The organism is Sanguibacter hominis ATCC BAA-789 (assembly GCF_012396185.1).
Classification (GTDB): domain Bacteria; phylum Actinomycetota; class Actinomycetes; order Actinomycetales; family Cellulomonadaceae; genus Flavimobilis; species Flavimobilis hominis.
The window spans coordinates 594,705-617,189 of sequence record NZ_JAAXOW010000001.1 but is presented as its reverse complement, the minus strand read 5'-3'; the positions used below and the strand labels follow the sequence as shown (position 1 = coordinate 617,189).

22 protein-coding genes are annotated in these 22,485 nt (G+C 70.1%); 20 read left to right on the top strand and 2 right to left on the bottom strand.

Annotated features, from left to right (window positions below; genetic code table 11):
* Positions 1-120: 120 nt before the first annotated feature.
* From secY to rplQ, 10 genes are all read left to right on the top strand, one after another.
* Positions 121-1,404, top strand: a complete 1,284-nt coding sequence (gene secY, locus HF995_RS02845) for a preprotein translocase subunit SecY (RefSeq protein ID WP_168446278.1) — start codon at positions 121-123, stop codon at positions 1,402-1,404.
* On the top strand, positions 1,401-1,979 hold the full coding sequence (locus tag HF995_RS02840) for an adenylate kinase (protein ID WP_168446277.1): 579 nt from the start codon (positions 1,401-1,403) through the stop codon (positions 1,977-1,979). Before secY ends, HF995_RS02840 begins: the two co-directional genes overlap by 4 nt.
* Positions 1,980-1,990: 11 nt before the next feature.
* Complete coding sequence (gene map, locus HF995_RS02835; protein WP_168446276.1) at positions 1,991-2,824, top strand: type I methionyl aminopeptidase; 834 nt, start codon at positions 1,991-1,993, stop codon at positions 2,822-2,824.
* Positions 2,825-3,353: 529 nt separating this feature from the next.
* Positions 3,354-5,756 carry a LuxR C-terminal-related transcriptional regulator gene (locus HF995_RS02830; RefSeq protein WP_168446275.1) on the top strand — a complete coding sequence of 801 codons (2,403 nt, stop codon included), beginning with the start codon at positions 3,354-3,356 and terminating at the stop codon, positions 5,754-5,756.
* A 251-nt stretch (positions 5,757-6,007) separates the two neighbouring features.
* The gene (infA, locus tag HF995_RS02825; protein ID WP_012867920.1) at positions 6,008-6,229 is read left to right on the top strand and encodes a translation initiation factor IF-1; all 222 of its coding nucleotides are present in this window, start codon (positions 6,008-6,010) and stop codon (positions 6,227-6,229) included.
* Positions 6,230-6,310: 81 nt separating this feature from the next.
* Complete coding sequence (rpmJ, locus tag HF995_RS02820; protein ID WP_098457534.1) at positions 6,311-6,424, top strand: 50S ribosomal protein L36; 114 nt, start codon at positions 6,311-6,313, stop codon at positions 6,422-6,424.
* Positions 6,425-6,599: 175 nt separating this feature from the next.
* The gene (gene rpsM / locus HF995_RS02815) at positions 6,600-6,974 is read left to right on the top strand and encodes a 30S ribosomal protein S13 (RefSeq protein ID WP_168446274.1); all 375 of its coding nucleotides are present in this window, start codon (positions 6,600-6,602) and stop codon (positions 6,972-6,974) included.
* A 76-nt stretch (positions 6,975-7,050) separates the two neighbouring features.
* Positions 7,051-7,458 (top strand): 30S ribosomal protein S11, encoded by a 408-nt coding sequence (gene rpsK / locus HF995_RS02810; protein WP_098457532.1) that lies wholly within the window; start codon positions 7,051-7,053, stop codon positions 7,456-7,458.
* Between the two features lie 165 nt (positions 7,459-7,623).
* Entirely contained in the window at positions 7,624-8,631 is a 1,008-nt protein-coding gene (locus tag HF995_RS02805; RefSeq protein WP_168446273.1) for a DNA-directed RNA polymerase subunit alpha, read from the top strand.
* 62 nt (positions 8,632-8,693) lie between these two features.
* Complete coding sequence (rplQ, locus tag HF995_RS02800; RefSeq protein WP_168446272.1) at positions 8,694-9,212, top strand: 50S ribosomal protein L17; 519 nt, start codon at positions 8,694-8,696, stop codon at positions 9,210-9,212.
* Between the two features lie 145 nt (positions 9,213-9,357).
* Here rplQ and HF995_RS02795 read toward each other — a convergent pair whose 3' ends face one another.
* Positions 9,358-10,137, bottom strand: a complete 780-nt coding sequence (locus HF995_RS02795) for an ROK family protein (RefSeq protein ID WP_168446271.1) — start codon at positions 10,135-10,137, stop codon at positions 9,358-9,360.
* 42 nt (positions 10,138-10,179) lie between these two features.
* Here HF995_RS02795 and truA point away from each other — a divergent pair, with 42 nt between their 5' ends.
* Positions 10,180-11,049, top strand: coding sequence for a tRNA pseudouridine(38-40) synthase TruA (gene truA, locus HF995_RS02790; protein ID WP_168446270.1), 870 nt, complete (start codon positions 10,180-10,182; stop codon positions 11,047-11,049).
* A 34-nt stretch (positions 11,050-11,083) separates the two neighbouring features.
* Here truA and HF995_RS02785 read toward each other — a convergent pair whose 3' ends face one another.
* Positions 11,084-11,551, bottom strand: a complete 468-nt coding sequence (locus HF995_RS02785; protein ID WP_286189142.1) for a DUF5709 domain-containing protein — start codon at positions 11,549-11,551, stop codon at positions 11,084-11,086.
* Between the two features lie 109 nt (positions 11,552-11,660).
* Between HF995_RS02785 and HF995_RS02780 the strand changes: the two genes are divergently transcribed.
* The 9 genes from HF995_RS02780 to HF995_RS02740 all read left to right on the top strand — a co-directional run bounded on the left by HF995_RS02780 (position 11,661) and on the right by HF995_RS02740 (position 22,371).
* Complete coding sequence (locus HF995_RS02780; RefSeq protein ID WP_168446269.1) at positions 11,661-13,343, top strand: ABC-F family ATP-binding cassette domain-containing protein; 1,683 nt, start codon at positions 11,661-11,663, stop codon at positions 13,341-13,343.
* Positions 13,344-13,394: 51 nt separating this feature from the next.
* Entirely contained in the window at positions 13,395-14,333 is a 939-nt protein-coding gene (trhO, locus tag HF995_RS02775) for an oxygen-dependent tRNA uridine(34) hydroxylase TrhO (RefSeq protein WP_168446268.1), read from the top strand.
* A 195-nt stretch (positions 14,334-14,528) separates the two neighbouring features.
* Positions 14,529-14,972, top strand: a complete 444-nt coding sequence (rplM, locus tag HF995_RS02770) for a 50S ribosomal protein L13 (protein WP_168446267.1) — start codon at positions 14,529-14,531, stop codon at positions 14,970-14,972.
* A 48-nt stretch (positions 14,973-15,020) separates the two neighbouring features.
* The gene (gene rpsI / locus HF995_RS02765) at positions 15,021-15,509 is read left to right on the top strand and encodes a 30S ribosomal protein S9 (RefSeq protein WP_098457524.1); all 489 of its coding nucleotides are present in this window, start codon (positions 15,021-15,023) and stop codon (positions 15,507-15,509) included.
* Between the two features lie 198 nt (positions 15,510-15,707).
* Positions 15,708-17,162, top strand: coding sequence for a dicarboxylate/amino acid:cation symporter (locus HF995_RS02760; RefSeq protein ID WP_168446266.1), 1,455 nt, complete (start codon positions 15,708-15,710; stop codon positions 17,160-17,162).
* Positions 17,159-18,082 (top strand): hypothetical protein, encoded by a 924-nt coding sequence (locus HF995_RS02755; protein ID WP_168446265.1) that lies wholly within the window; start codon positions 17,159-17,161, stop codon positions 18,080-18,082. The genes HF995_RS02760 and HF995_RS02755 overlap by 4 nt, the downstream gene beginning before the upstream one ends.
* Positions 18,083-18,214: 132 nt before the next feature.
* The gene (locus HF995_RS02750; protein WP_168446264.1) at positions 18,215-20,218 is read left to right on the top strand and encodes an Ig-like domain-containing protein; all 2,004 of its coding nucleotides are present in this window, start codon (positions 18,215-18,217) and stop codon (positions 20,216-20,218) included.
* A 114-nt stretch (positions 20,219-20,332) separates the two neighbouring features.
* Positions 20,333-21,697 carry a phosphoglucosamine mutase gene (gene glmM / locus HF995_RS02745; protein WP_168446263.1) on the top strand — a complete coding sequence of 455 codons (1,365 nt, stop codon included), beginning with the start codon at positions 20,333-20,335 and terminating at the stop codon, positions 21,695-21,697.
* Positions 21,694-22,371: a peptide deformylase gene (locus HF995_RS02740; protein ID WP_434060832.1), complete on the top strand. Its 678-nt coding sequence runs from the start codon at positions 21,694-21,696 to the stop codon at positions 22,369-22,371. The genes glmM and HF995_RS02740 overlap by 4 nt, the downstream gene beginning before the upstream one ends.
* The last annotated feature ends 114 nt before the right edge of the window (positions 22,372-22,485 follow it).

Here is a 22,485-nt window from a genome sequence, read left to right as displayed (position 1 = left end):
TTCGCGCACAGCGCCCTGGAGGGACGCTAGAGTGCGCTGGGCGACCATTCGTGGTCGCCCCCCATCTACGTCGCCGCGTGCGGCGCGACTCACCCGCAGCACGCGGGGCAGGAGGATCTGGTGTTTGGCGCATTCGGACGGGCATTCCGCACTCCCGACCTGCGGAAGAAGATTCTGTTCACCATCATGATGATGGTGCTCTTCCGCGTCGGTTCCTTCATCCCGGCGCCCGGTGTCGACTACGGCGCCGTGCAGAGCTACAGCATGGGTGACAACGACCTGCTCGCCCTCGTGAACCTGTTCAGCGGTGGCGCACTGCTCCAGCTGTCGATCTTCGCGCTTGGGATCATGCCGTACATCACGGCCAGCATCATCATCCAGCTTCTCCGCGTGGTGATCCCTCGGTTCGAGACCCTGCACCAGGACGGCCAGTCCGGTCAGGCGAAGCTCACCCAGTACACCCGCTACCTGACGATCGCCCTCGGCGTGCTGCAGGCGACCACGATCGTGACACTCGCCCGTACCGGCCAGCTGCTCCCGGGCGTTGACCCCATCAAGGACGACTCCTGGTGGACCGCAGCCTTGATGATCCTCGTCCTGACCGCCGGTACCGGCGTGATCATGTGGATGGGTGAGCTCATCACCGAGCGGGGCATCGGCAACGGCATGTCGCTCCTCATCTTCACGTCGATCGCAGCGAGCTTCCCGTCCGCGCTCGGTTCGATCGGCGGCTCGAACAACGGCATCTCCAAGCTCCTCGGCGTGATCGTCATGATCGTCCTCGTCGTCGGCCTCATCGTCTTCGTCGAGCAGTCCCAGCGACGCATCCCGGTCCAGTACGCGAAGCGCATGGTCGGCCGGAAGATGTACGGCGGCACGAGCACCTACATCCCGATCAAGATCAACATGGCTGGCGTGATCCCGGTGATCTTCGCGTCGTCGATCCTCGCGATCCCGACGATGCTCGCGCAGTTCGGGGACCAGAGCGCTGACTGGGTCGTCTGGGTCGGCCGGAACCTCGCGACCCAGCAGGCGCCGCTGCACCTCGCCCTGTTCATCGTCATGATCATCTTCTTCTCGTTCTTCTACACGGCGATCACGTTCAACCCGGACGAGGTCGCGGACAACATGAAGAAGTACGGCGGCTTCGTGCCCGGCATCCGCGCCGGTCGGCCGACCGCCGAGTACCTCGACTACGTGATCACACGCATCACGTCCGCAGGGTCGATCTACCTCGCTCTCGTGGCCCTCGTGCCGACGCTGGTGTTCATCGCGCTCAACGTGGGGAACAACATCCCGTTCGGTGGCACGTCGATCATCATCGTCGTCGGTGTCGGCCTCGAGACGGTCAAGCAGATCGACTCGCAGCTTCAGCAGCGTCACTATGAAGGGTTCCTCCGTTGAGCGCACGTCTCGTCCTTCTCGGCCCGCCCGGAGCGGGCAAGGGCACCCAGGCTGTCCGGCTCGCCGAGCGGTTCGGCGTCCCGGCGATCTCGACCGGCGACATCTTCCGCGCGAACATCAAGGGCGGCACGGAGCTGGGCAAGCTCGCACAGAGCTACACGGACAAGGGCGAGCTCGTCCCTGACTCCGTGACGAACGACATGGTCCGCGACCGCCTCGCTCAGGCCGACGTCGTCGAGGGCTTCCTGCTCGACGGATATCCGCGGAACGTCGCCCAGGTCGCAGAGCTCAAGGTCATCCTCGGTGAGCTCGGCGTCACCCTGGATGGTGCAGTCGAGATCACGGCTGACGCCGAGGCGGTCGTCGCACGCCTCCTCAAGCGGGCCGAGATCGAGGGACGCGTGGACGACAACGAGGACGTGATCCGTCACCGCCTCGAGGTCTACGCGGAGCAGACCGCTCCCGTCAGCGCCGAGTACGAGGCGGACGGCGATCTGGTACGCGTCGACGGTCTCGGTGACATCGACGACGTCACGGCCCGCCTGGTCGCGGCCATCGAGTCGATCCTGGCCTGACAAGGGGCGCTGTGTTCGGGTTGGACCGGATCGAGATCAAGTCGATCGACGAGATCCTGCGGATGCGGGAGGCCGGGCTCGTCGTCGCTGACGCGCTCGCCGCCGTACAGGAGGCTGTGGCGATCGGCGTGACGACCGCTGAGCTCGACGCCATCGCTGCTGAGGTGATCGCGGGTCGCGGGGCGCGGTCCTCGTTCCTCGGCTACCAGGGCTACCCGGCTACGACGTGCATCAGCGTCAACGACGAGGTTGTCCACGGCATCCCGGGCGACCGTGTGATCCAGGACGGCGACGTGGTCTCGGTGGACTGCGGCGCTATCGTCGACGGCTGGCACGGGGACAGCGCCGTCACGGTCCTCGTCGGAGACGTCGACCCAGCGGACGCGAGGCTGTCCGCCGTCACCGAAGAAGCCATGTGGGCGGGTATCGCTGCGCTCGCCCGCGCGGAGCGCCTCCACGAGGTCGGTGCTGCCGTCGAGGACAGCGTCGTGGCCGCCTCTGACCCGCTCGCCCCGTACGGGATCGTCCAGGAGTACGTCGGCCACGGCATCGGCTCTGCCATGCACCAGTCGCCCGACGTCCCCAACTTCCGGGTCCGCGACCGAGGCCCTCGTGTGCGTCCCGGCATGTGCATCGCGATCGAGCCCATGGTGACGAGGGGCGAGAGGTTCACGCAGGTGTGCGAGGACGACTGGACGGTCGTCACCGACGACGGCGCACGAGCCGCGCACTGGGAGCACACCGTCGCCGTCCTCGAGGACGGCATCTGGGTCCTGACCGCCACCGACGGCGGCCGGGCCAAGCTCGAAGACCGGGGCATCAAGATCACGTCGCTCGGCAGCTGACCTCGCTGGCAGGCTCGCAGCGCCCAGCTCCGAGCCGCCCGCGCGGCCGTTGAAGCCCCTGCACGCGCTCGTGCGAGTCATCGTCGGCGCAACCTGGTCGAGGACAGCCTCCCTCCCGCGCGTCCCCGGAAGGGGGCGACGCATGATGGCAAACAGGCACCTCCACGAGACGCCTCTGATCAAGTAGGACCCTTGGTCCCTCGTCAACGCCTCACCCGGGACTTCACCCGCCCTCCTGGTGTAAACCCCCTGTCAGAACGAGGGTGATTCGGAATATCGTGACCGACGTCGGTACGAGTAGCCCGTCTCGGGTGTACCGAGTCATTCAGTCACGTCTCGGGGGAGCGTCTGTCACATGTCTATTGAGTTGCCCGTGCGCGCAGATCGCGCACGCCAGCCCGCGAGGGCAAATCTCAGGGGTCTGCCGCGTGTCCACGCGGCCAGCGCGACGACCCACAGGTCGTTCGCACGGTTCGCCCGGCCGGAACCGCTCACGGTCATCCGGGCTCCGCACGGTTTCGGTAAGTCCATGCTCGCCGCCCAGTGGCTGCGCTCGATGCAGGATGACGACGTCGACGTGCTGTGGCTCGGCTCCGACGCCCTGTCGTTCGTCGAGGGTCCCGGCGCAGAGGCGTTCTGGGACGTCCTGGGCAGCAGGCTCGAGGAGTTCACGACCACGCACCGCAAGGTCGCCGCGTCGTCCGCCAGGGGCCGGGAGCGGGTCGTCCAGCTGCTCAGCCAGCGCACCCGGCCCGTCTACGTGGTGCTCGACCGGTTCGAGTCGACGTCCGGACGGCTCGGGATCGAGCAGTCGCTGCTCGATCTCGTCCAGACGATGGAGCACCTCTACCTGATCGTCTGCACCCGGACCGTCACGAGCCTCGAGGTCGTCGGCGCGGCCGTCGTCGACTCCGTCGTCGTGCGTCCCGCCGACCTCGCGCTCGGGGTGGAGGACGTGCTCGGCCTCGCTGCGCAGCAGGGGATCGTGCTCGGTCGCGACGAGGCGCAGACCCTGTGCGACGAGACGGCCGGATGGCCCGCGCTCGTCAGGGTCATCCTCGCCGGTTCCGCCGCCGACCAGGTGCCGGGCGCGGGTTTCGCGCTCAACCTCGACTCCGGCCGCTGGTTCCTGCGGACGGTCTGGGACGAGTTCGCCGTCCCCGGTCTCGCCGACTTCGTCACCCGCACGTCGGTGCTCGTCGAGTTCACGCGTGCACTCGCCGCCCGCGTGTGTGGCGATGCTGACGTCGACGGACACATCGACACGCTGCTTGCGGCCGGCCTGCTGCGCGTCCACGGCTCCGGTGAGGACGCGGTCTACGCGCACCTGCCTGCTGTGCGCCGCGAGTGCGTGCAGCGGCTGCGCAGCGAGGCGCCGGAGCAGTTTCGAGAGCTCTCGCAGGTGTCGGCCGGTGTCCTCCTCGACCAGGGGCGCGCCGGGCAGGCGCTCGTGCACCTCGTGCGTGCGCGACTGTGGGACGAGGTCGTCGAGTGCGTCGAGAGCTCGTGGCACATGCTCGCTGCACAGGGGGAGAGCGAGCTGTTAAAGCTCGTCGACCGGCTTCCCGCCGACGTGGTCGCACGCAGCCCGCGCCTCGTCGTCCTGCGTGACTACTCGAACGACGTGGCGAAGCCCGCGACGACGGAGGGCACGGCCGCCAGCGCGCCGGGGACGCCAGAGCTCGGTCGCCTTGCTGGCTGGCGGCACGGAGCCGCTCGGTCCGTGCGCGAACGTACGCGTGACGTCGCTGAGCGCTATGCCGACCTGGCGCCCGACGTGCGCGCCGATCTGCCCGCGGTCCTGTGCGAGCTGGGCGCGACGCGCCTGGCCCGCACGGACACCGACGGCGCTCGTGCCGTGTTCACGGACGCGCACCGGCTCGCGGCCGCGTCCGGAGCCGCCGCCGCCGAGGCGCGTGCCGCCGTCGGCGCGGCGCTCACGTGCACCGTGACGGGGGGCATCAAGGACGCGCGTGCCTGGATCGACGAGGCAACCCGTGCGGCGGCATCGGCTGACCCAGCCGACGTCGCGGACCTCGCGCCGGTCCTCGCCGGCGCGAGGGCGCTCGCGGCGATCGCAGGAGTCGACCTCCCGGCAGCGCGCGCGGCAGTCGTCGACGCGATCGGCGGTGACGCCGAGGTGATGTCGCTCGGGGCCCTGGCGCGAGCGCAGCTCTCCCTCCTGGAGGGTGGGCAGTACGAGGAGTTCGAGGAGTTCGAGAAGTCGAGCCAGTGGGTGATGAGCTCGGGCCTGCCTGCCGACGACCTCATCACCAACCTGCTCGTCGCGGCGCGGGTCGACCTGCTGCTGTCCATGGGGCAGGTGCTGCGCGCGCGTGCCGTGCTGACGCGGTGGGAGGGCGACCAGGACGGGTTGCTGCTGCCGCGGGTCCGGACAGCGTTCATGGCCGGCGACTACGGCCGGGCGGCGCTCCTCGCGTCGCAAGGCGCGCACTCGACCCACCGGCCTGCCCGCCAGCGTCTCGGTCTGCAGCTCGTCGCCGCGCTCGCGGAGAACGCGCGGGGCCGCGAGGCCGAGGCCGTCCGTGCGATGCGTGAGGCGATCGCGGTCGCGACCGACAGCGAGCTGTTCCAGCCGTTCGCCTTGCTCCCGCGGCCGCTCCTCGAGGCGATGGTCCCCGCCGTCCCGGAGCTCGCAGCGGTGCTCGCGAGGCTCGACGACGCCGGTGTGCGCGCCGACGTGTTCCCGGTGCCGTCAGTCGTGGCAGAGCTGAGCGAGCGTGAGCGCGAGGTCCTCGAGACTCTCGCCGTGAGCGACTCGCTCGGGGCGGTCGCGAAGCGTCTCTATCTCACGACCAACACGGTCAAGACGCACCTGCGGTCGATCTACCGCAAGCTCGGCACCCATTCGGGTGCTGAGACGATCCAGCGCGCCATCGAGTGCGGGCTGATTGAGGCGCCTCACGCCTGACGAGCCCACGTCCGCCCCGTGATGCCCCTGCCTCACGGGGCGGACGTGTGCTGTGACGCACGGCACGGGCCTGCTGCGGCCCTTCCCGGGTTTACCCGCCCTGCCCGATGCCGTACGATGTTGCGTTGGTATGTGTCTTGCATGCCGCCCAGCAGACCCGGTGCCGCGGTGACGTGTGCGTGGGCGCCTCTCGGCGCCTCGTGAGCGTGATCCATCCGGGTGGGATGTTCAACCAGGAGTTAGCGGAGGATATGGCGAAGAAGGACGGTGTCATCGAGATTGAGGGCAGCGTGGTCGAGGCCCTGCCGAACGCGATGTTTCGCGTGGAGCTGGCCAACGGTCACAAGGTGCTCGCTCACATCTCGGGCAAGATGCGTCAGCACTACATCCGGATCCTCCCTGAGGACCGGGTCGTGGTCGAGCTGAGCCCGTACGACCTGTCCCGCGGCCGTATCGTCTACCGCTACAAGTAACCACGTCACCGACAACCTGCCGGCGCGCCACCGGACGATCGACGATCGGACGGCCCGCCGTACGGCGGCGAAGGAACCACGATGAAGGTCAAGCCCAGCGTCAAGAAGATCTGCGACAAGTGCAAGGTGATCCGTCGCCACGGCCGCGTCCAGGTCATCTGCGAGAACGTGCGGCACAAGCAGCGCCAGGGCTGACACAGCCTGTCCGCTGGCACGTGCAGTCACGCGCCGCAGATCTGCCCCTGCAGGGGCATCAGCGCACCACCACCGAACGCCCTCGTGGCGTCGCGAACCCTCGGCTCGGAGGCTGGGGCCCGCAACAGCGGGAAGATGGTGCGGAAGACCTCCGAACGCAGTACAGGAGCCACACATGGCACGTCTTGTCGGCGTAGACCTCCCCCGCGAGAAGCGGGTCGAGATCGCGCTCACCTACATCTACGGCGTCGGCCGTACCCGCGCCCAGCAGGCAGTCGCCGCGACCGGCATCAGCCCGGAGGTCCGCGTCAAGGACCTCGACGAGGCTCAGCTCGTCGCGCTGCGCGACTTCCTCGAGGGCAACTACAAGCTCGAAGGTGATCTCCGTCGTGAGGTTGCTGCCGACATCCGCCGCAAGGTCGAGATCGGCTGCTACGAGGGCCTGCGTCACCGCCGCGGCCTCCCGGTGCGCGGTCAGCGCACCAAGACCAACGCGCGTACCCGCAAGGGCCCGAAGCGCACCGTGGCCGGTAAGAAGAAGGCCCGCTAAGCAGTAGCAGCAGTCCGCGCAGGGGTCTCGCCCCGCCGCGCGGTCCGATTACCTCAGACCAGGAGAGATCAAAGACATGCCTCCCAAGACTCGCGCCGCCTCCGGTGCGCGCAAGCCTCGCCGCAAGGAAAAGAAGAACGTAGCCCTCGGCCAGGCGCACATCAAGAGCACCTTCAACAACACCATCGTCTCGATCACGGACCCGTCGGGCGCCGTGATCTCGTGGGCCTCCTCCGGCCAGGTCGGCTTCAAGGGCTCGCGCAAGTCGACGCCCTTCGCCGCGCAGCTCGCTGCCGAGGCTGCGGCTCGCCGCGCCCAGGAGCACGGCATGAAGAAGGTCGACGTCTTCGTCAAGGGTCCGGGCTCCGGCCGCGAGACCGCGATCCGTTCCCTCCAGGCCGCTGGCCTCGAGGTCGGTTCGATCCAGGACGTCACGCCTCAGGCCCACAACGGTTGCCGTCCGCCGAAGCGCCGCCGCGTGTGATCGGTTCCAGGCCGCCGGCCAGGGCATGTGCCCTGCCGGCGGCCTGACGCCGCACCACGGTGCGGCACCAGTACCCATGCCGAAATCCCAGGCCGGAAGCTTCCCGCCGGGGCTCTTCGTCTGTGACGCGTCATATGGCGGACGCGCACTGAAAGGACAGAACCAGTGCTGATCGCACAGCGCCCCACCCTGACCGAAGAGGTCATCTCGGAGAACCGTTCGCGCTTCTCCATCGAGCCGCTCGAGCCGGGCTTCGGCTACACGCTCGGCAACTCGCTGCGTCGCACGCTGCTGTCGTCCATCCCGGGCGCTGCGGTGACCTCCATCCGCATCGACGGTGTGCTCCACGAGTTCACCACCGTGCCGGGTGGCAAGGAGGACGTCACCGAGATCATCCTCAACATCAAGAACCTCGTGGTCTCGTCGGAGAACGACGAGCCGGTCGTGATGTACCTGCGCAAGCAGGGCGCCGGTGTCGTCACCGCAGCGGACATCGTCCCGCCGGCCGGTGTCGAGGTCCACAACCCTGAGCTGCACATCGCGACCCTCAACGAGAAGGGCAAGCTCGAGATCGAGCTGACCGTCGAGCGTGGGCGTGGCTATGTGTCCGCGAGCCAGAACAAGTCGTTCGACGCCGAGATCGGCCGCATCCCGGTCGACTCGATCTACTCGCCCGTGCTCAAGGTGACGTACAAGGTCGAGGCGACCCGTGTCGAGCAGCGCACCGACTTCGACAAGCTGATCGTCGACGTCGAGACCAAGCCGGCGATCTCGCCCCGTGACGCTCTCGCGTCCGCAGGCAAGACGCTCGTCGAGCTGTTCGGGCTCGCCCGTGAGCTCAACGTCGAGGCCGAGGGCATCGAGATCGGCCCGTCGCCGACCGACGCTGCGCTCGCCGCCGACCTGGCTCTGCCGATCGAAGAGCTGCAGCTGACGATCCGGTCGTACAACTGCCTCAAGCGCGAGGGCATCCACACCGTGGGTGAGCTCGTGTCCCGCAGCGAGGCCGACCTGCTCGACATCCGGAACTTCGGTTCCAAGTCGATCACCGAGGTCAAGGAGAAGCTTGCGGGCCTGGGTCTGGGCCTCAAGGACTCCCCCCTGGACTTCGACCCGTCGACCGTCGACTACAGCGACGGCGACGAGGGCGACTTCGAGACCGAGCAGTACTGACGCTGGCACGCCCGTCGCGCTGAGCGCCGGACAGCCCCCCAATTTCTCTAGGAGCAAGAACAATGCCTACCCCCACCAAGGGCGCGCGGCTCGGCGGTAGCCCGTCGCACGAGCGCAAGATCCTGGCCAACCTGGCCGCCGCGCTCTTCGAGCACGGTCGCATCACCACGACCGAGGCGAAGGCCAAGCGCCTCCGTCCCGAGGCCGAGCGTCTGATCACGTTCGCCAAGCGCGGCGACCTGCACAACCGTCGTCGCGTCCTGCGCACGATCACGGACAAGGGCATCGTCCACGTCCTGTTCACCGAGATCGCTCCGCAGATGGCCGAGCGCCAGGGTGGCTACACCCGCATCATCAAGGTCGCGCCGCGCAAGGGCGACAACGCCCCCATGGCGGTCATCGAGCTCGTCACCGAGCCCGTGAGCCCCAAGCAGGCTGTCGTCCGCGAGGCTGAGAAGGCCGCGAAGAAGTCCGCTCCGAAGGCTGAGAAGCCCGTTGAGCCGGTCGTCGAGGAGTCCGCCGAGGCCGAGGTCGTCGAGGACGCCCCCGCCGCCGAGGAGACCACGGAGGAGAAGGCCTGAGCCTTCCCCTCTCATGACGAGGCCCGCGCACCGATGGTGCGCGGGCCTCGTCGTTCTTCACGGCATCGATCGGCTCGAGAGGGACAGGCCGGCGCGGGGGGGCAGGCACAGCGTCGCACCGCGTGGCGGGTCCCTGACTGCAGGCTCAGGGCCTGTCGTCGCCCCACAGCGTCCAGGCGCGCGCCCCGCCCACGAGCGCCGCCGAGTTCGGCACGACGACAACCTCCGGCCCGAGCCGGTCGCGCACCTGCGCCGTGATGCGGCCCGAGTTCCCGCCGCCCAGGTAGAGACGGTCCCAGCGGAAGACAGGCGCGAGCCCCTCGACGACCCGGAGCACCCGGCGGGACCATAGGGCGTCCCCGAGGCGTCGTCGTTCAGGTTCGCCGATGTACGCGTCGTAGGTCGTGGCGCGCCGGACGGGCGCGTGCGACAGCTCGAGGTGCGGGGCGAGCCGCCCGCCGTCGTAGTGCGCTGAGCCGAGGCCGGTACCGAGCGTCAGGACGAGCTCGAGGCCCGCGCCCGCGATGACTCCCGCCCCGTGGAGCTCGGCGTCGTTGACGACGATCGTCGGGATCCCGAGCTCGCTTTCGAGCGCGGCCGCAAGGTCGAGATCGGCCCACGCCGCGACGAGCTCGGGGAGGGGACGGCTGCGCGGCCCGGCGCGGTTGATGTAGTGCGGTGTCGCGACGACGACGCCGTGCCGGATCATTCCCGGCATGCCGAGGCTCAGCCTCGACGCTGGCGGCAGTGAAGCCGCGAGGTCGGCGACCGTGCGGACGAGACGTTCCGGGGAGAGCGGGTAGGGCGTCTCGATCCGCACCGCGGGCGCGTGCGCGGTACCCGACGCGTCGAGCACGCCCGCCTTGATGCCTGAGCCGCCGCAGTCGACGCTCAGGGTCAGGACGTCGCGGGCTGTGGTTTCCATGCGGCCACGGTACCGACCGAGCGCGGCGCTGCGTGCGGGATGATGGTCCGCGTGATCCGTCTGCGCCTCGACCTCTCCTACCGGGGGACCGACTTCTCGGGCTGGGCGACCCAGCCGGGCCTCCGCACCGTGCAGGGCACCCTGGAGGAGGCGCTCGCGCGCGTCCTCCGCCTCCCGTCGGTACGCCTGACGGTCGCCGGGCGGACCGACGCCGGCGTCCACTCGCGTGGCCAGGTCGCGCACGTCGACGTCCCGATCGAGATGTGGGAGGCCGTCGTAGGCCGGTCCGGGCGTGCGCCGGGTGATGCGCTCGTGTCGCGCCTCGCGGGGGTCCTGCCGACCGACGTCGTCGTGCACCGTGCCGCACCCGCGCCGCAGGGTTTCGACGCGCGCTTCAGCGCGCTGCGTCGGCGCTACTCCTACCGGGTCGCCGACCGGCCGGAGCTCAGGGACCCGCTCACGCGCGACTGGGTGCTGTGGAACCGGGCCGGGCTCGACGTCGCGGCGATGGACCGCGCGTGCCAGCCGCTCCTCGGGCTGCGGGACTTCGCGGCGTACTGCCGTCCGCGTGAGGGGGCCTCGACGATCCGCGAGCTGCAGGAGCTGCGGTGGACGCGCGTCGAGGACGGGCCTGAGCGCGGCCTCGTCGTCGCGTCGGTCCAGGCGGACGCGTTCTGCCACAACATGGTGCGCGCGCTCGTCGGGGCGTCGATCGCCGTGGGCGAGGGGCGCCGGGACGAGGACTGGCCCGCGAAGGTCCTCGAGGGCAGACGGCGCGACTCGGGTGCGGGCGTCGTGCCTGCGCACGGGCTCGTGCTCGAGGAGGTCGTCTACCCGGCTGACGACGAGCTGGCCGCGCGCGCGGAGAGGATCCGCGCGCGGCGGATGGACGAAGAGGTCGAGCCGGGCTGAGGCCCGGCGACCGCAGCGTCGATCCTCTCTCGGTTCAGCGAGCCTCGTCGCGGTCTTCCAGGTCGACGTCGTCGTCGTCCGAGGGGACCGGGTCGGGGGTCTCGTCGAGGTCGTCGTCCTCGGTGCCCGGGGCGTCGACGTCGGGGACGACGTGCATCGCGGCCTCCTCGGCCGACGATGCGCCGCCAGCGAGGCCGGTGTCGACGGCGAACACGTCGTTCTCCTTGCCCTCCGCGTCGACGTCGACCTGCAGCCTGCCTGCGCGGTCGGAGTCGGTCGGACGTGCGCCGGCCTCCCACACGTCGGGCTCCTCCTGGGCGAGGCGCTCGTCGAGGTGCTCGCCGCGGGCGACCTCGTACTCCGTCGTCGGGCGGTGGCGGTGCTCGTGCTCGGGCGGGGAGATGCCTTCGTCCAGGAGGTCGTCGACGCCGCGGTCGACCAGCATGTCCTCTGCAGGAAGCTGGTCGGAGTCGCGCTCGCCGGGGTCGTCTGTCGTGCTCATCGTGGGTCTCCTCTCGTCTCCTCTCACCGTGGCACGTCCCGGCTCGGACCGCCACGCGCGGGGTGAAAAAGGAGCGCCTCCGCGGGGTCCGGTACGGGAGGATGGGGGTATGGGTCATGTCGACGTCTCCGGTCTTTCGTACTTCCTGCCGGACGGGAGGGCGCTCCTGACGTCGGTCGACCTGCGGGTGGGTGATGGCGCGAAGGTCGCGCTCGTCGGCCCGAACGGCGCAGGCAAGACGACGCTCCTGCGGATCGTCGCCGGTGACCTCGCTCCGCACGAGGGCACGGTGTCGCGATCGGGCGGGCTGGGCGTGATGGACCAGATGATCGGGCGGGTCGACGACGACCGGACTGTCCGTGACGTCCTTGCCGACCTCGGCGACGCGTCGATCCGCGCGGCCGCGCGTGAGCTCGACGCCGCCGAGCTGGCGATCATGACGGTCGACGACACCCCGTCGCAGATGCGGTACGCGCAGGCGCTCGCGGACTGGGCGGACGTCGGCGGGTACGAGGCCGAGGCGGCGTGGGACGACGTCACGACGGAGGTCTTGTCGATCCCGTACGAGAAGGCTCAGCACCGCGAGCTGCGGACCCTGTCGGGCGGTGAGCAGAAGCGGCTCGTCCTGACGGCGCTCCTGCGCGGGCCGCAGGAGGTGCTGCTGCTCGACGAGCCGGACAACTTCCTCGACGTGCCGACCAAGCGGTGGCTCGAGGAGCGGATGCGCGAGACGCCCAAGACGATCTTCTTCGTGTCGCACGACCGTGAGCTGCTCGCGCAGACGGCGACGGCGGTCGCGACGGTCGAGCAGACGGCGACGGGCGGTGACGTGTGGGTGCACGGGGGCGGCTTCAGCACGTACCTGCAGGCGCGCGAGGACCGCACGGAGCGGCTCGAGGAGCTGCGTCGACGGTGGGACGAGGAGCGGGCGAAGCTCAAGCAGCTCGTGCACACGCTCCGTACGAAGGCTGCTTTCAACGACGGTCTCGCGAGCCGGTACCAGGCGGCGCAGACGCGGCTGCGCAAGTTCGAGGAGGCGGGGCCTCCGCAGGCCGTCGCGCAGCGTCAGGACGTCAAGGTGCGTCTGGTCGGCGGGCGCACGGCGAAGCGCGCAGTCGTGTGCGAGGACCTCGAGCTCACGGACCTCATGCGGCCGTTCAGCACGGAGCTGTGGTTCGGCGAGCGCGTCGCGGTGCTCGGGTCGAACGGCTCCGGCAAGTCGCACTTCATGCGGCTCCTGGCGGCGGGAGGCACGGACCCGGACGTCGAGCACCAGCCGGTCGACGGCGTCTCGATCGAGCCGGTGCGGCACACGGGCAGGGTGGTGCTCGGCTCTCGGGTGCGTCCGGGCTGGTTCGCGCAGAACCAGGATCATCCGGAGCTCGTGGGGCGGACGCTCCTGGAGATCTTGCACCGGGGTGACGGTCGCCGTGCGGGGATGGGGCGCGAGCCGGCGTCGAAGGCGCTCGACCGGTACGAGCTGGTCGAGCAGGCGGAGCAGCGCTACGAGACGCTCTCGGGCGGGCAGCAGGCGCGCTTCCAGATCCTCCTGCTTGAGCTCGGGGGTGCGACGCTGCTCCTGCTGGACGAGCCCACAGACAACCTCGACCTGCACTCGGCGGAGGCGCTCGAGCGGGGCCTGGCGGCGTTCGAGGGGACGGTCGTCGCGGTGACGCACGACCGGTGGTTCGCACGCGGCTTCGACCGTTTCCTCGTCTTCGGTGGGGACGGGCATGTCGCCGACTCGCCCGACGCTGTCTGGGACGTGAGCCGGGTCGAGCGGGTGCGGTGAGGCGTGGGCGCGACGTCCGGCTCGCGGCGGCGCGGTCCGTAGGATCGGGGCATGGCCACGTACAAGATCGTCCTGTTCTACGGCTTCACGCCCCTCGCGGCGCCGGAGTCGGTGCGGCTGTGGCAGCAGGCGCTCGGTGAGCGCTGGGGGCTGACGGGTCGGGTCGTCGTGTCGAGGCACGGGATCAACGCGACGCTCGGTGGCACCGTGGAGAACCTCAAGCAGTACGTCCGCACGACGCGGCAGCACCCGGGCCTCGAGCACATCGACGTCAAGTGGTCGGACGGCACGGGTGCGGACTTCCCGCGGCTGAGCGTCAAGGTCCGCCCGGAGCTGGTGAGCTTCGGCGTGCCGGACGAGGTCGAGGTCGACGAGCGAGGTGTCGTGGGTGGCGGCGTGCCGCTGGGCCCGGACGAGGTCGACGCGCTCGTGGCCGAGCGGGACGACGTCGTGTTCTTCGACGGGCGCAACGCGTTCGAGGCGGAGATCGGGCGCTTCAAGGGCGCCGTCGTGCCTGACGTCCGGACGACGCGCGACTTCATCGAGCAGATCGACTCGGGGACGTTCGACCACCTCAAGGACCGGCCGATCGTCACGTACTGCACGGGCGGTGTGCGCTGCGAGGTGCTCTCGGCGCTCATGCGCAAGCGCGGCTTCGAGGAGGTGTACCAGGTCGCGGGCGGGATCGTCCGCTACGCGGAGGCGCGCGGTGCGGACGGCCTGTGGGAGGGGTCGCTGTACGTGTTCGATGAGCGTCGCCACGTCGAGTTCGCGGACGGTGTCGAGCCGCTCGGCTCGTGCGTCGTCTGCTCGGCGCCTGCGGCGCGCTACGAGAACTGCGGGGACGCGTCGTGCCGGACGCTGCGCCTGGCCTGTGCGGAGTGCACCCCCGCTGTCACGGCGGGGCGCTGCGAGGCGTGCGTCGCCGAACGGCCGGGCTCTTTCGTGCCGCGGCCGACGGCCCGGCCGGGGGTGCCTGCGGCCGTCTGAACGGGGTGTGACGCAGCGCCTCCCGTCTCCCTTTGACCGGGGGGTGCCTCAGAAGATAGCCTTGGCAGTCGTTGTGCTTCCTCTCGTGACCGGTGCGCCCACTCGCTAGGTCTTCAGTGAAGCCCTCACCGACCTCACCGGTCGCAGAATCCTGCGCCGGAGAAGACACACGAACACGAAACGAAGGCTACGACCGTGCGTACGTACACCCCGAAGCCCGGCGACATCCAGCGCAACTGGTACGTCATCGACGCGACCGACGTCGTCCTGGGCCGCCTTGCCAGCCACGTGGCTACCCTGCTGCGTGGGAAGCACAAGCCCACCTTCGCTCCGCACGTCGACGGCGGTGACTTCGTCATCGTCATCAACGCCGACAAGGTCGCCCTCACCGGCAACAAGCGCGAGCAGAAGCTGGCCTACAACCACTCCGGCTACCCGGGTGGTCTGCGGGCGGTTGCGTACTCCGACCTCCTGGAGAACAACCCCGAGCGCGCTGTGGAGAAGGCCGTCCGCGGCATGCTCCCCAAGAGCACGCTCGGCCGCCAGCAGCTGGGCAAGCTCAAGGTCTACCGCGGCTCTGAGCACCCCCACGCTGCGCAGCAGCCGAAGCCCTTCGAGATCACCCAGGTCGCTCAGTAAGGCTCTGCCTTGCTGAACCGGAAGCATTAAGGACGCGAGGACACACCAGTGGCCGAGAACACCGTCGACACCGACGTGCTGGACGAAGAGACGCCCAGCAGCTACACCTCCGAGACCGCTGCGCCCACGGGCCGCGGTCAGAGCATCACCGCTCCCGCGCAGGCCCTGGGCCGTCGCAAGGAGGCGATCGCCCGCGTGCGTATCGTCCCCGGGACCGGTCAGTGGAAGATCAACGGGCGCACGCTCGAGGACTACTTCCCGAACAAGGTGCACCAGCAGCTCGTCAACTCCCCGCTGAAGCTGATCGACGTCGAGGGTCGTTTCGACGTCATCGCGCGCATCAACGGCGGCGGCATCTCGGGTCAGGCCGGCGCGCTGCGCCTCGGCATCGCCCGTGCGCTCAACGCAGTTGACGTCGAGGCCAACCGCCCGGCCCTGAAGAAGGCCGGCTTCCTCACCCGCGACGCTCGCGTCGTCGAGCGGAAGAAGGCTGGACTCAAGAAGGCGCGCAAGGCACCGCAGTACTCCAAGCGCTGATCCTTCAGCTGCTTACCGAGAGGCCCGACGGATTTCCGTCGGGCCTCTCGGCGTCTCCGTGACCTGCGGCGACTCACTAGGACGCTGTTGTGTCCACGATGCAAGACGATGCTCCCGTTGCTCGGCGCCTGGTGCCATGGCCGCTAACTTGACCGAAACGATCGACAAGTTGCGAGCGCGGGAGATGCAGGGATGAGCATGAGCTGGAACGACGTGGGAGCCTTCGCAGTCACCGTCGCGCTGTTCTACGGCCTGTACCGGTTGCGACGAACGGGGGCAGGCTTCGCCACGCTCACGTTCGCGGCGCTCGTCCTCGGGGCGGGCGTCGGTGTTCTCTTCCGTGGGCACACCAGCTACATCGACCCGATCGGTGCCATCTACGTCCAGGTCATCACCGCCGCCGTCGTCCCTCTGATCGCGATCTCGATCTTGTCGTCCGTCACCGCCCTCGGCAGCGTCACCGCGCTGCGGACGATCGGGCTCAGCTCGACCTTCTGGCTCTTGCTGAGCAACGCCGTCGCGATCGTCCTCACTCTTGGGCTCGCGCTCGCCCTCGGGCTGGGACGTGGCGTCAACCTCGACATCGCGGGCATCGACGGCGGGACCTTGACCGGGCTGCTCACGCCGTTCGACGAGGTCCTCGTCGGTCTCTTCCCCTCGAACGTCGCGGGCGACGTCCAGGGCAACAGGATCATCCCGGTGATCCTCGCCGCAGGGGCCGTCGCCGTCGCCTACCTCCTCGTCGCCAAGGACGACGCCGCGCGCGTCGCCCCGCTGCGCTCGTTGGTCGAGGCGCTCAAGGCAGTGGTCTTCAAGGTCGTCGGGTTCATCATCAGTGCGACGCCCTTTGCCGTCCTCGCCCTGACCGCGACGTCCGCGTCGACGGCCGTGACGCGACTGGCGACCGTGTGGTCGCTCGCATCGGTGCTCGGCGTCACCGTCGTCGCTGCGCTGGTGCACATGTACCTCGTGAACGGGGTCCTGCTGCGCGTCTTCGCTGACGTATCGCCCGCTGCGTTCTTCAGGAAGATCAGTCCCGCCCAGCTCACCGCCTTCACGACGCAGAGCAGCGTCGGCACGCTCCCCGTGACGACGAGCGCGCTCACGGACAAGGTGGGTGTGCCCGAGCAGGTCGCTCACTTCACCGCGCCGCTCGGCACCACGATCGGCATGCCGGGCTGCGCGGGCATCTGGCCCATCGTCGTCGCTGTGTTCGGGATCAACGCGCTCGGCATCGACTACGGGGTGCGCGACTATGCGCTGCTCGCCCTTCTGTGCCTCGTCGTATCGCTCGGCACCGCAGGTGTACCAGGGACTGCGATCATCACCGCGACCGCGGTGCTCAACGCGACCGGTCTCCCGGTCGAGGTCATGGTCCTGCTCATTCCGATCAACGCGGTCGCCGGCACCTTCTCCACGTCGTCGAACGTCACTGCGGCTGCGGTCTCGGCGGTGATCGTCGCCCGCCGGCGCGGTGAGCTCGACGACGGCGTCTTCGCTGGCGAGGCGCACACGCCGGACGTGGGCGCCCTCGGGCGCGCCGGAGGAGCCGCGCACAGCGCGCGCGCCTCGAGCGTTGCAGGGGCCGGCGTCGCACCTGTCGGCACGATCACCCTCGACACGGTCCCGGTCGGGGCGTGCGAGCCCAGATGACCACCGCCACCACGTCCCGCCTCACCCTCGACCCGGAGCACCAGGAGAACCCCATGAGCGCCACCACCATCCGCCCCCGCGCGCTGCGCCGCATCCTGCTCATCGCCGCCGTCGCAGGCGGCGCCCACCTGGGTGGGGTGTCCACCGCGGCACCCGCGTTCTCGGCGGGCGACGTGTGCGACCTGTGCTCGATCAACTTCGATCTCCTCGCGTGCGAGGAGTCAGGCGGCGAGCCGTACGACTCCAACCCTGGCGGGTCACAGGGCACCCCGACGGTACCGACCACCAAGCCGACCACCAAGCCGACCGCCAAGCCGACCGCCAAGCCTGCCCCGAAGCCAGTCGCTACGACCGCCCCGAAGGCTACGCCCAAGCCTGCAGCGACGACAGCACCGAAGCCTGCAGCGACCACGGCCCCCAGGTCGTCGACGCCGACGAAGCCCAAGGCCACGAGCGGTCCGAAGACGTCGAGCAAGCCGACGTCGAAGCCGAGAGCGACCCAGGCCCCGCGCACGGGCGGCTCGCAGGCGACCGGGACCGCGCAGCCGACCGGGACCGCGCCCGGCACCGTCCCGACCGTGACGCAGCCGCCCGCTGACGCAGCGAAGGGCACCACGGTCGACGAACAGGCTGAACCCCCGGTCGCCGAGGGGCCGCTCGTCGACGAGCTTCCCCCCGTCGCCGCGACCGGCAGCGACCTCACGTCCCCGTCACCGCTGGCCCCGGCAGACGTGACGGTCGTCGGCGCCGCGGACGGCGGGGCCGTCCCCGCGTCCGCAGAGGACGCGACCGCGACGGCTGCCGCTCAGGACGCCGCGGCGGCCCGGGGCGCCGGACTTGGCCTCCTGGGTGCGCTTGCCGCGACCGGAGCCGCCCTGCTCGGCGTCCATGCCGTACGCGGACGACGCGCGACCAGCTGACCCCACCCGCCCCGCACGCCGTACGCCGGCGGCGGTGGACGACCCCGACCCCAGACGGAACCTACGTCCCAGGGCTGCTTCGCCGTGCCCGGAACTGATTCGCAACGCCCTCACCAGAGAAGAGAAAGAGACATGAGACTCCTGACCAGCAGCGCCCGTACCAGGTGGAGCGCGAGCCTCGCCACCGCGGTCGCACTCTCCGGAGCCGCGGTGCTCGTCCCGAGCGCCGCGAGCTCCACGACGCCGCCTGCCGCGCCGGTCGACTACCTGGCCGACGCCTACGGGCTGCCCGCCGGGCACGTCCTCGAGAACCTCACGTTCGAGCGGTTCGAGTTCCTGCTCGGCAGCGAGGGCACATATGCCTTCCTCCTGGGGAGCCCGACGGACGCGGACCTGCGCCGGGCCGCCCCGCGCATCGAAGCCGTGGCCCGAGAGCTCGGCGTGGACACCGTCTACACGTTCGACCCGGTGCTCGACGGCGCGAGCGTCGACATCCGTACGTCGCCGCTCACGGACGTCGCCGAGCTCTACACGCGTATTGCCGCGACCCTCAACGAGGACACGACGCCGGAGTTCGGCGCGGGCGCCGACCCGTTCCTCTTCGTCTACGACCGGGACCGCCAGGAGGACGGCTCTGCCGACCGCATCGCCGCATCGCTCACGACGCTCCCGTCGGCCGGCGAGCTCGCGACCTCCGACGGCCCAGCCGCGTTCGACGCGCAGGTCCGCGAGGTCCTCACGTCCGGCGGGGAGCTCGACGAGAGCACGCAGCGCGAGTTCTACACGACCGAGGTCAACCGCAAGCACGCCGTGCAGTACCTCGGCCGCCCGAACTACGGCCCCGACGTCTTCACGGACGCCGACCAGGACTTCCGCCTCGTCAACGTCTCGTACCCCGAGCTCGAGCACCTGCTCGGCTCACCCGGTGACCACGTGGTCTTCTTCGGCGGGACGTGGTGCCACAACACGCGTGCCGTCATCAAGGACGTCAACGACCAGGCGATCGCGAGCGGCACCGACACCGTGTACGTGTTCGACAACCGGCTCGACGGCCAGTCGGCGGGCAACCTGCACATCCGCGACACGGGCTCGAAGCTCGCGCACCTCTACGGCGACCTCGTGCGCACGTACTTCCCGAACCTCGTCACGCAGTACGCACCCGAGAGCAACGGGGTCACCTATTACCCGGGCGGTGACACGAGCGCGACCCCGCTCGTCGCGAAGAAGCTTCAGGTCCCGTACGTCCTCGAGTACAGCAAGGACCGCAAGGTCGGGGGTGCTGCGGCGCCGATCAAGCGGCAGTGGATCCGTGACAACGGCGACGGCACGTTCCGTGAGTACATGACCGAGTGGTGGTACCGGAACCACCTGCCCGGTGGGGTGACCAACGAGACCACGCTCGCGAACAACTATGCGTTCGCAGACGAGGCCGTCGTGAAGCTCGTCGAGTTCTTCGCCGCCGTCAAGGCGGACCGCACGCCTGCGCCGACGCCCACCACGAAGCCGACGCCGACTCCCACGACAAAGCCCACGCCAAAGCCGGTCCCGCGGCCGACCGCGTCGACCCCGGTCGCGACGACGACGAAGCTCACGCTGTCCACCACGAAGCCGTCCTACGGCACACCCGTTAGTGCGACTATCGCCGTCACGGGTGGCGTCGCGGGCAAGGTCACCGTCCGCGAGGGCAAGAAGATCCTCGCGACGGTCTCCGTCCCGGCGAAGGGCCGCGCCGTCGCGAAGCTCCCCGCCAAGCTCGGGATCGGCAAGCACACGGTCGCCGCGCAGTTCACCCCGGCGAGCGCCGCCAAGGCGAAGTCGTCGACGTCGGCCAGGGCGACATTCACGGTGAGGAGGGCGAAGGCCCAGACCGCGGTCAAGGTCGTCAAGAAGCCGACGGAGGGCAAGAGCGGGTCCGTGCGCGTCACCGTCACCGCGAAGGGCAGCTCGGTGCGGGCGGGCGGCAGCTATGTCGTCAAGGTCCGTGGCACGGTCGTCGCGAAGGGGCGACTGACCAACGGGACGGGCACGGCCCGCCTCCCGAAGCTCGCTGCGGGCAAGCACGAGGTGCAGTTCTCCTACAAGGGATCGCCGCAGGTCGCCAAGGCGAACCGCACCATCACCGTCACCGTCCGCTGACGTTCTCACCCGTGGCCCGGTCTGCCCGGACCGGGCCACGGTCGTCCGCGGACGCTAGAGTCGTCCCGGACGAGGCGCGCCCGCAGGCGCGCCGTTTCAGCGAAGGGAACACCTGTGACGCGACTTTTCGGGACCGATGGCGTGCGAGGGCTCGCCAACCGGGACGTCACTGCTGAGCTTGCGCTCGACCTCGGTGTCGCTGCGGCGCACGTGCTCGGCACCTCCGGAACGTTCGAGGGTCACCGACCGCGTGCGGTCGTCGGCCGTGACCCTCGCGTCTCGGGCGAGTTCCTCTCTGCCGCCGTCGCTGCGGGCCTCGCGAGCGCGGGCGTCGACGTGCTCAACCTCGGAGTCCTGCCCACGCCGGCGATCGCGTACCTGACGGCGACGGCCGACGTCGACCTCGGTGTGGTCCTGTCCGCCTCGCACAACGCCATGCCGGACAACGGCATCAAGTTCTTCGCCCGCGGCGGCGTCAAGCTGCCCGACGCGGTCGAGGACGCGATCGAGAGCCGCCTCAACGAGGCCTGGGAGCGGCCCCTCGGCGCGGCCGTCGGCCACATCCAGTCCGACACCGGCAAGGCCGGCGACTCGTACGTCGAGCACCTCGTCGGTTCGATCGGGGCGAGCGGCTCCGCCCAGCCGCTCGCGGGCCTGCGCATCGCCGTCGACTGCGCGAACGGCGCGGCGAGCGAGGTCGGGCCTGCTGCGCTGCGGGCGGCGGGCGCAGACGTCGTCGTCATCAACGCGTCGCCCGACGGCCGTAACATCAACGAGAAGTGCGGGTCGACGCACCCCGAACAGCTTCAGGCTGTCGTCGTCGCGTCGGAGGCTCACTTCGGTGTCGCGTTCGACGGTGACGCGGACCGTTGCCTCGCGGTCGACCACACGGGGGCTCTCGTCGACGGTGACGCGATCATGGGCGTGATCGCCCTCGCTCTCAAGGACGCCGGGCAGCTCGCGCACGACACCCTCGTCGTGACCGTCATGAGCAACCTCGGGCTGATCCTCGCGATGGAGAAGGCCGGCATCACGACGGTCCAGACCGGGGTGGGGGACCGCTACGTCCTCGAGGCGATGAACGAGGGCGGGTACAGCCTCGGTGGCGAGCAGTCGGGCCACATCATCCTGTCGCAGTACGCGACGACGGGCGACGGCGTCCTGACGGCGCTCAAGCTCGCGGCGCGCGTCCAGTCGTCCGGCATGTCGCTGCGCGACCTCGCGTCGGTCGTCACGCGCCTGCCGCAGACGCTCATCAACGTCTCTGGCGTCGACAAGTCGCGGGTCACGACCGACCCGGTGCTGACCACGGCGGTCGAGGATGCCGAGCGGCTGCTCGGCTCGACGGGCCGCGTGCTGCTGCGCTCGTCCGGGACGGAGCCGCTCGTGCGCGTCATGGTCGAGGCCGCCACCCAGGACCAGGCCGACGGCGTCGCCCAGCGCCTGGCCGACGTCGTCCGCGAGCAGCCCGCGCTGTGAGCGGCACCCGGTCGGCGTGGCCGGCGGAGGCCGTCGCGCCGGAGCTGCGCGCGGCGGTCGCCGCGCTGCTCGACCGGCACCCCGACGGGGTGCTGCCGATCGTCCAGGCGGGGCACCCGGTGCTGCGCACCGTGTGCGCCCGGTACACGGGTCAGCTCGGCGACGTCCTGCCGCGCCTGCTCGAGGCGATGGTCGCGACGATGCACGCGGCTCCGGGCGTGGGGCTCGCGGCGCCCCAGATCGGCGTCGGGCTCGCAATCGCCGTCCTCGAGGACCCGGGCCTTCCCGCGGGGTGGGAGCAGACGGCGGACGCGCGCGAGCGGAGCCCGCTCGCGCTGCGCACGATCGTCAACCCGACGTACGACGCGGTCGGCGACGAGCGGCGCTCGTTCTACGAGGGCTGCCTGAGCGTCGAGGGATACCAGGCCGTCGTCACGCGGCCGCGTACCGTCCGCCTGCGCGGGCAGGACGAGCACGGCGACCCTGTCGACGAGACGCTCAGCGGCTGGCCCGCACGGATCGTCCAGCACGAGACGGACCACCTGGCCGGGATGCTCTATGTCGACCGCGCCGAGACGCGCTCCCTGTGCGCGACCGCGACATACGGCGCACTGTGGGCGGACGAGGACGTACCCGAGCGGGCTGCGGCGATGCTCGGCTTCGACCTCGCCTGACGCACGGGCAGAACGACGAGGCCCGGGAAGGTCATCCTCACGGACGACCGCCCCGGGCCTTGTCGCTACCCGAGGATGATGCGGCGCGCCTCGCGGCCGGGCGACGATGAAGGA

Excerpts from the sequence above, each read along its gene's own strand:
- HF995_RS02830 (WP_168446275.1), top strand. The coding sequence starts at position 3,354 with ATGCTCGCCGCCCAGTGGCTGCGCTCGATGCAGGATGACGACGTCGAC.
- infA (WP_012867920.1), top strand. The coding sequence starts at position 6,008 with ATGGCGAAGAAGGACGGTGTCATCGAGATTGAGGGCAGCGTGGTCGAG.
- rpmJ (WP_098457534.1), top strand. The coding sequence starts at position 6,311 with ATGAAGGTCAAGCCCAGCGTCAAGAAGATCTGCGACAAGTGCAAGGTG.
- rpsM (WP_168446274.1), top strand. The coding sequence starts at position 6,600 with ATGGCACGTCTTGTCGGCGTAGACCTCCCCCGCGAGAAGCGGGTCGAG.
- rpsK (WP_098457532.1), top strand. The coding sequence starts at position 7,051 with ATGCCTCCCAAGACTCGCGCCGCCTCCGGTGCGCGCAAGCCTCGCCGC.
- rplQ (WP_168446272.1), top strand. The coding sequence starts at position 8,694 with ATGCCTACCCCCACCAAGGGCGCGCGGCTCGGCGGTAGCCCGTCGCAC.
- HF995_RS02795 (WP_168446271.1), bottom strand. The coding sequence starts at position 10,137 with ATGGAAACCACAGCCCGCGACGTCCTGACCCTGAGCGTCGACTGCGGC.
- truA (WP_168446270.1), top strand. The coding sequence starts at position 10,180 with ATGGTCCGCGTGATCCGTCTGCGCCTCGACCTCTCCTACCGGGGGACC.
- HF995_RS02785 (WP_286189142.1), bottom strand. The coding sequence starts at position 11,551 with ATGAGCACGACAGACGACCCCGGCGAGCGCGACTCCGACCAGCTTCCT.
- HF995_RS02780 (WP_168446269.1), top strand. The coding sequence starts at position 11,661 with ATGGGTCATGTCGACGTCTCCGGTCTTTCGTACTTCCTGCCGGACGGG.
- trhO (WP_168446268.1), top strand. The coding sequence starts at position 13,395 with ATGGCCACGTACAAGATCGTCCTGTTCTACGGCTTCACGCCCCTCGCG.
- HF995_RS02760 (WP_168446266.1), top strand. The coding sequence starts at position 15,708 with ATGAGCTGGAACGACGTGGGAGCCTTCGCAGTCACCGTCGCGCTGTTC.
- HF995_RS02755 (WP_168446265.1), top strand. The coding sequence starts at position 17,159 with ATGACCACCGCCACCACGTCCCGCCTCACCCTCGACCCGGAGCACCAG.
- HF995_RS02750 (WP_168446264.1), top strand. The coding sequence starts at position 18,215 with ATGAGACTCCTGACCAGCAGCGCCCGTACCAGGTGGAGCGCGAGCCTC.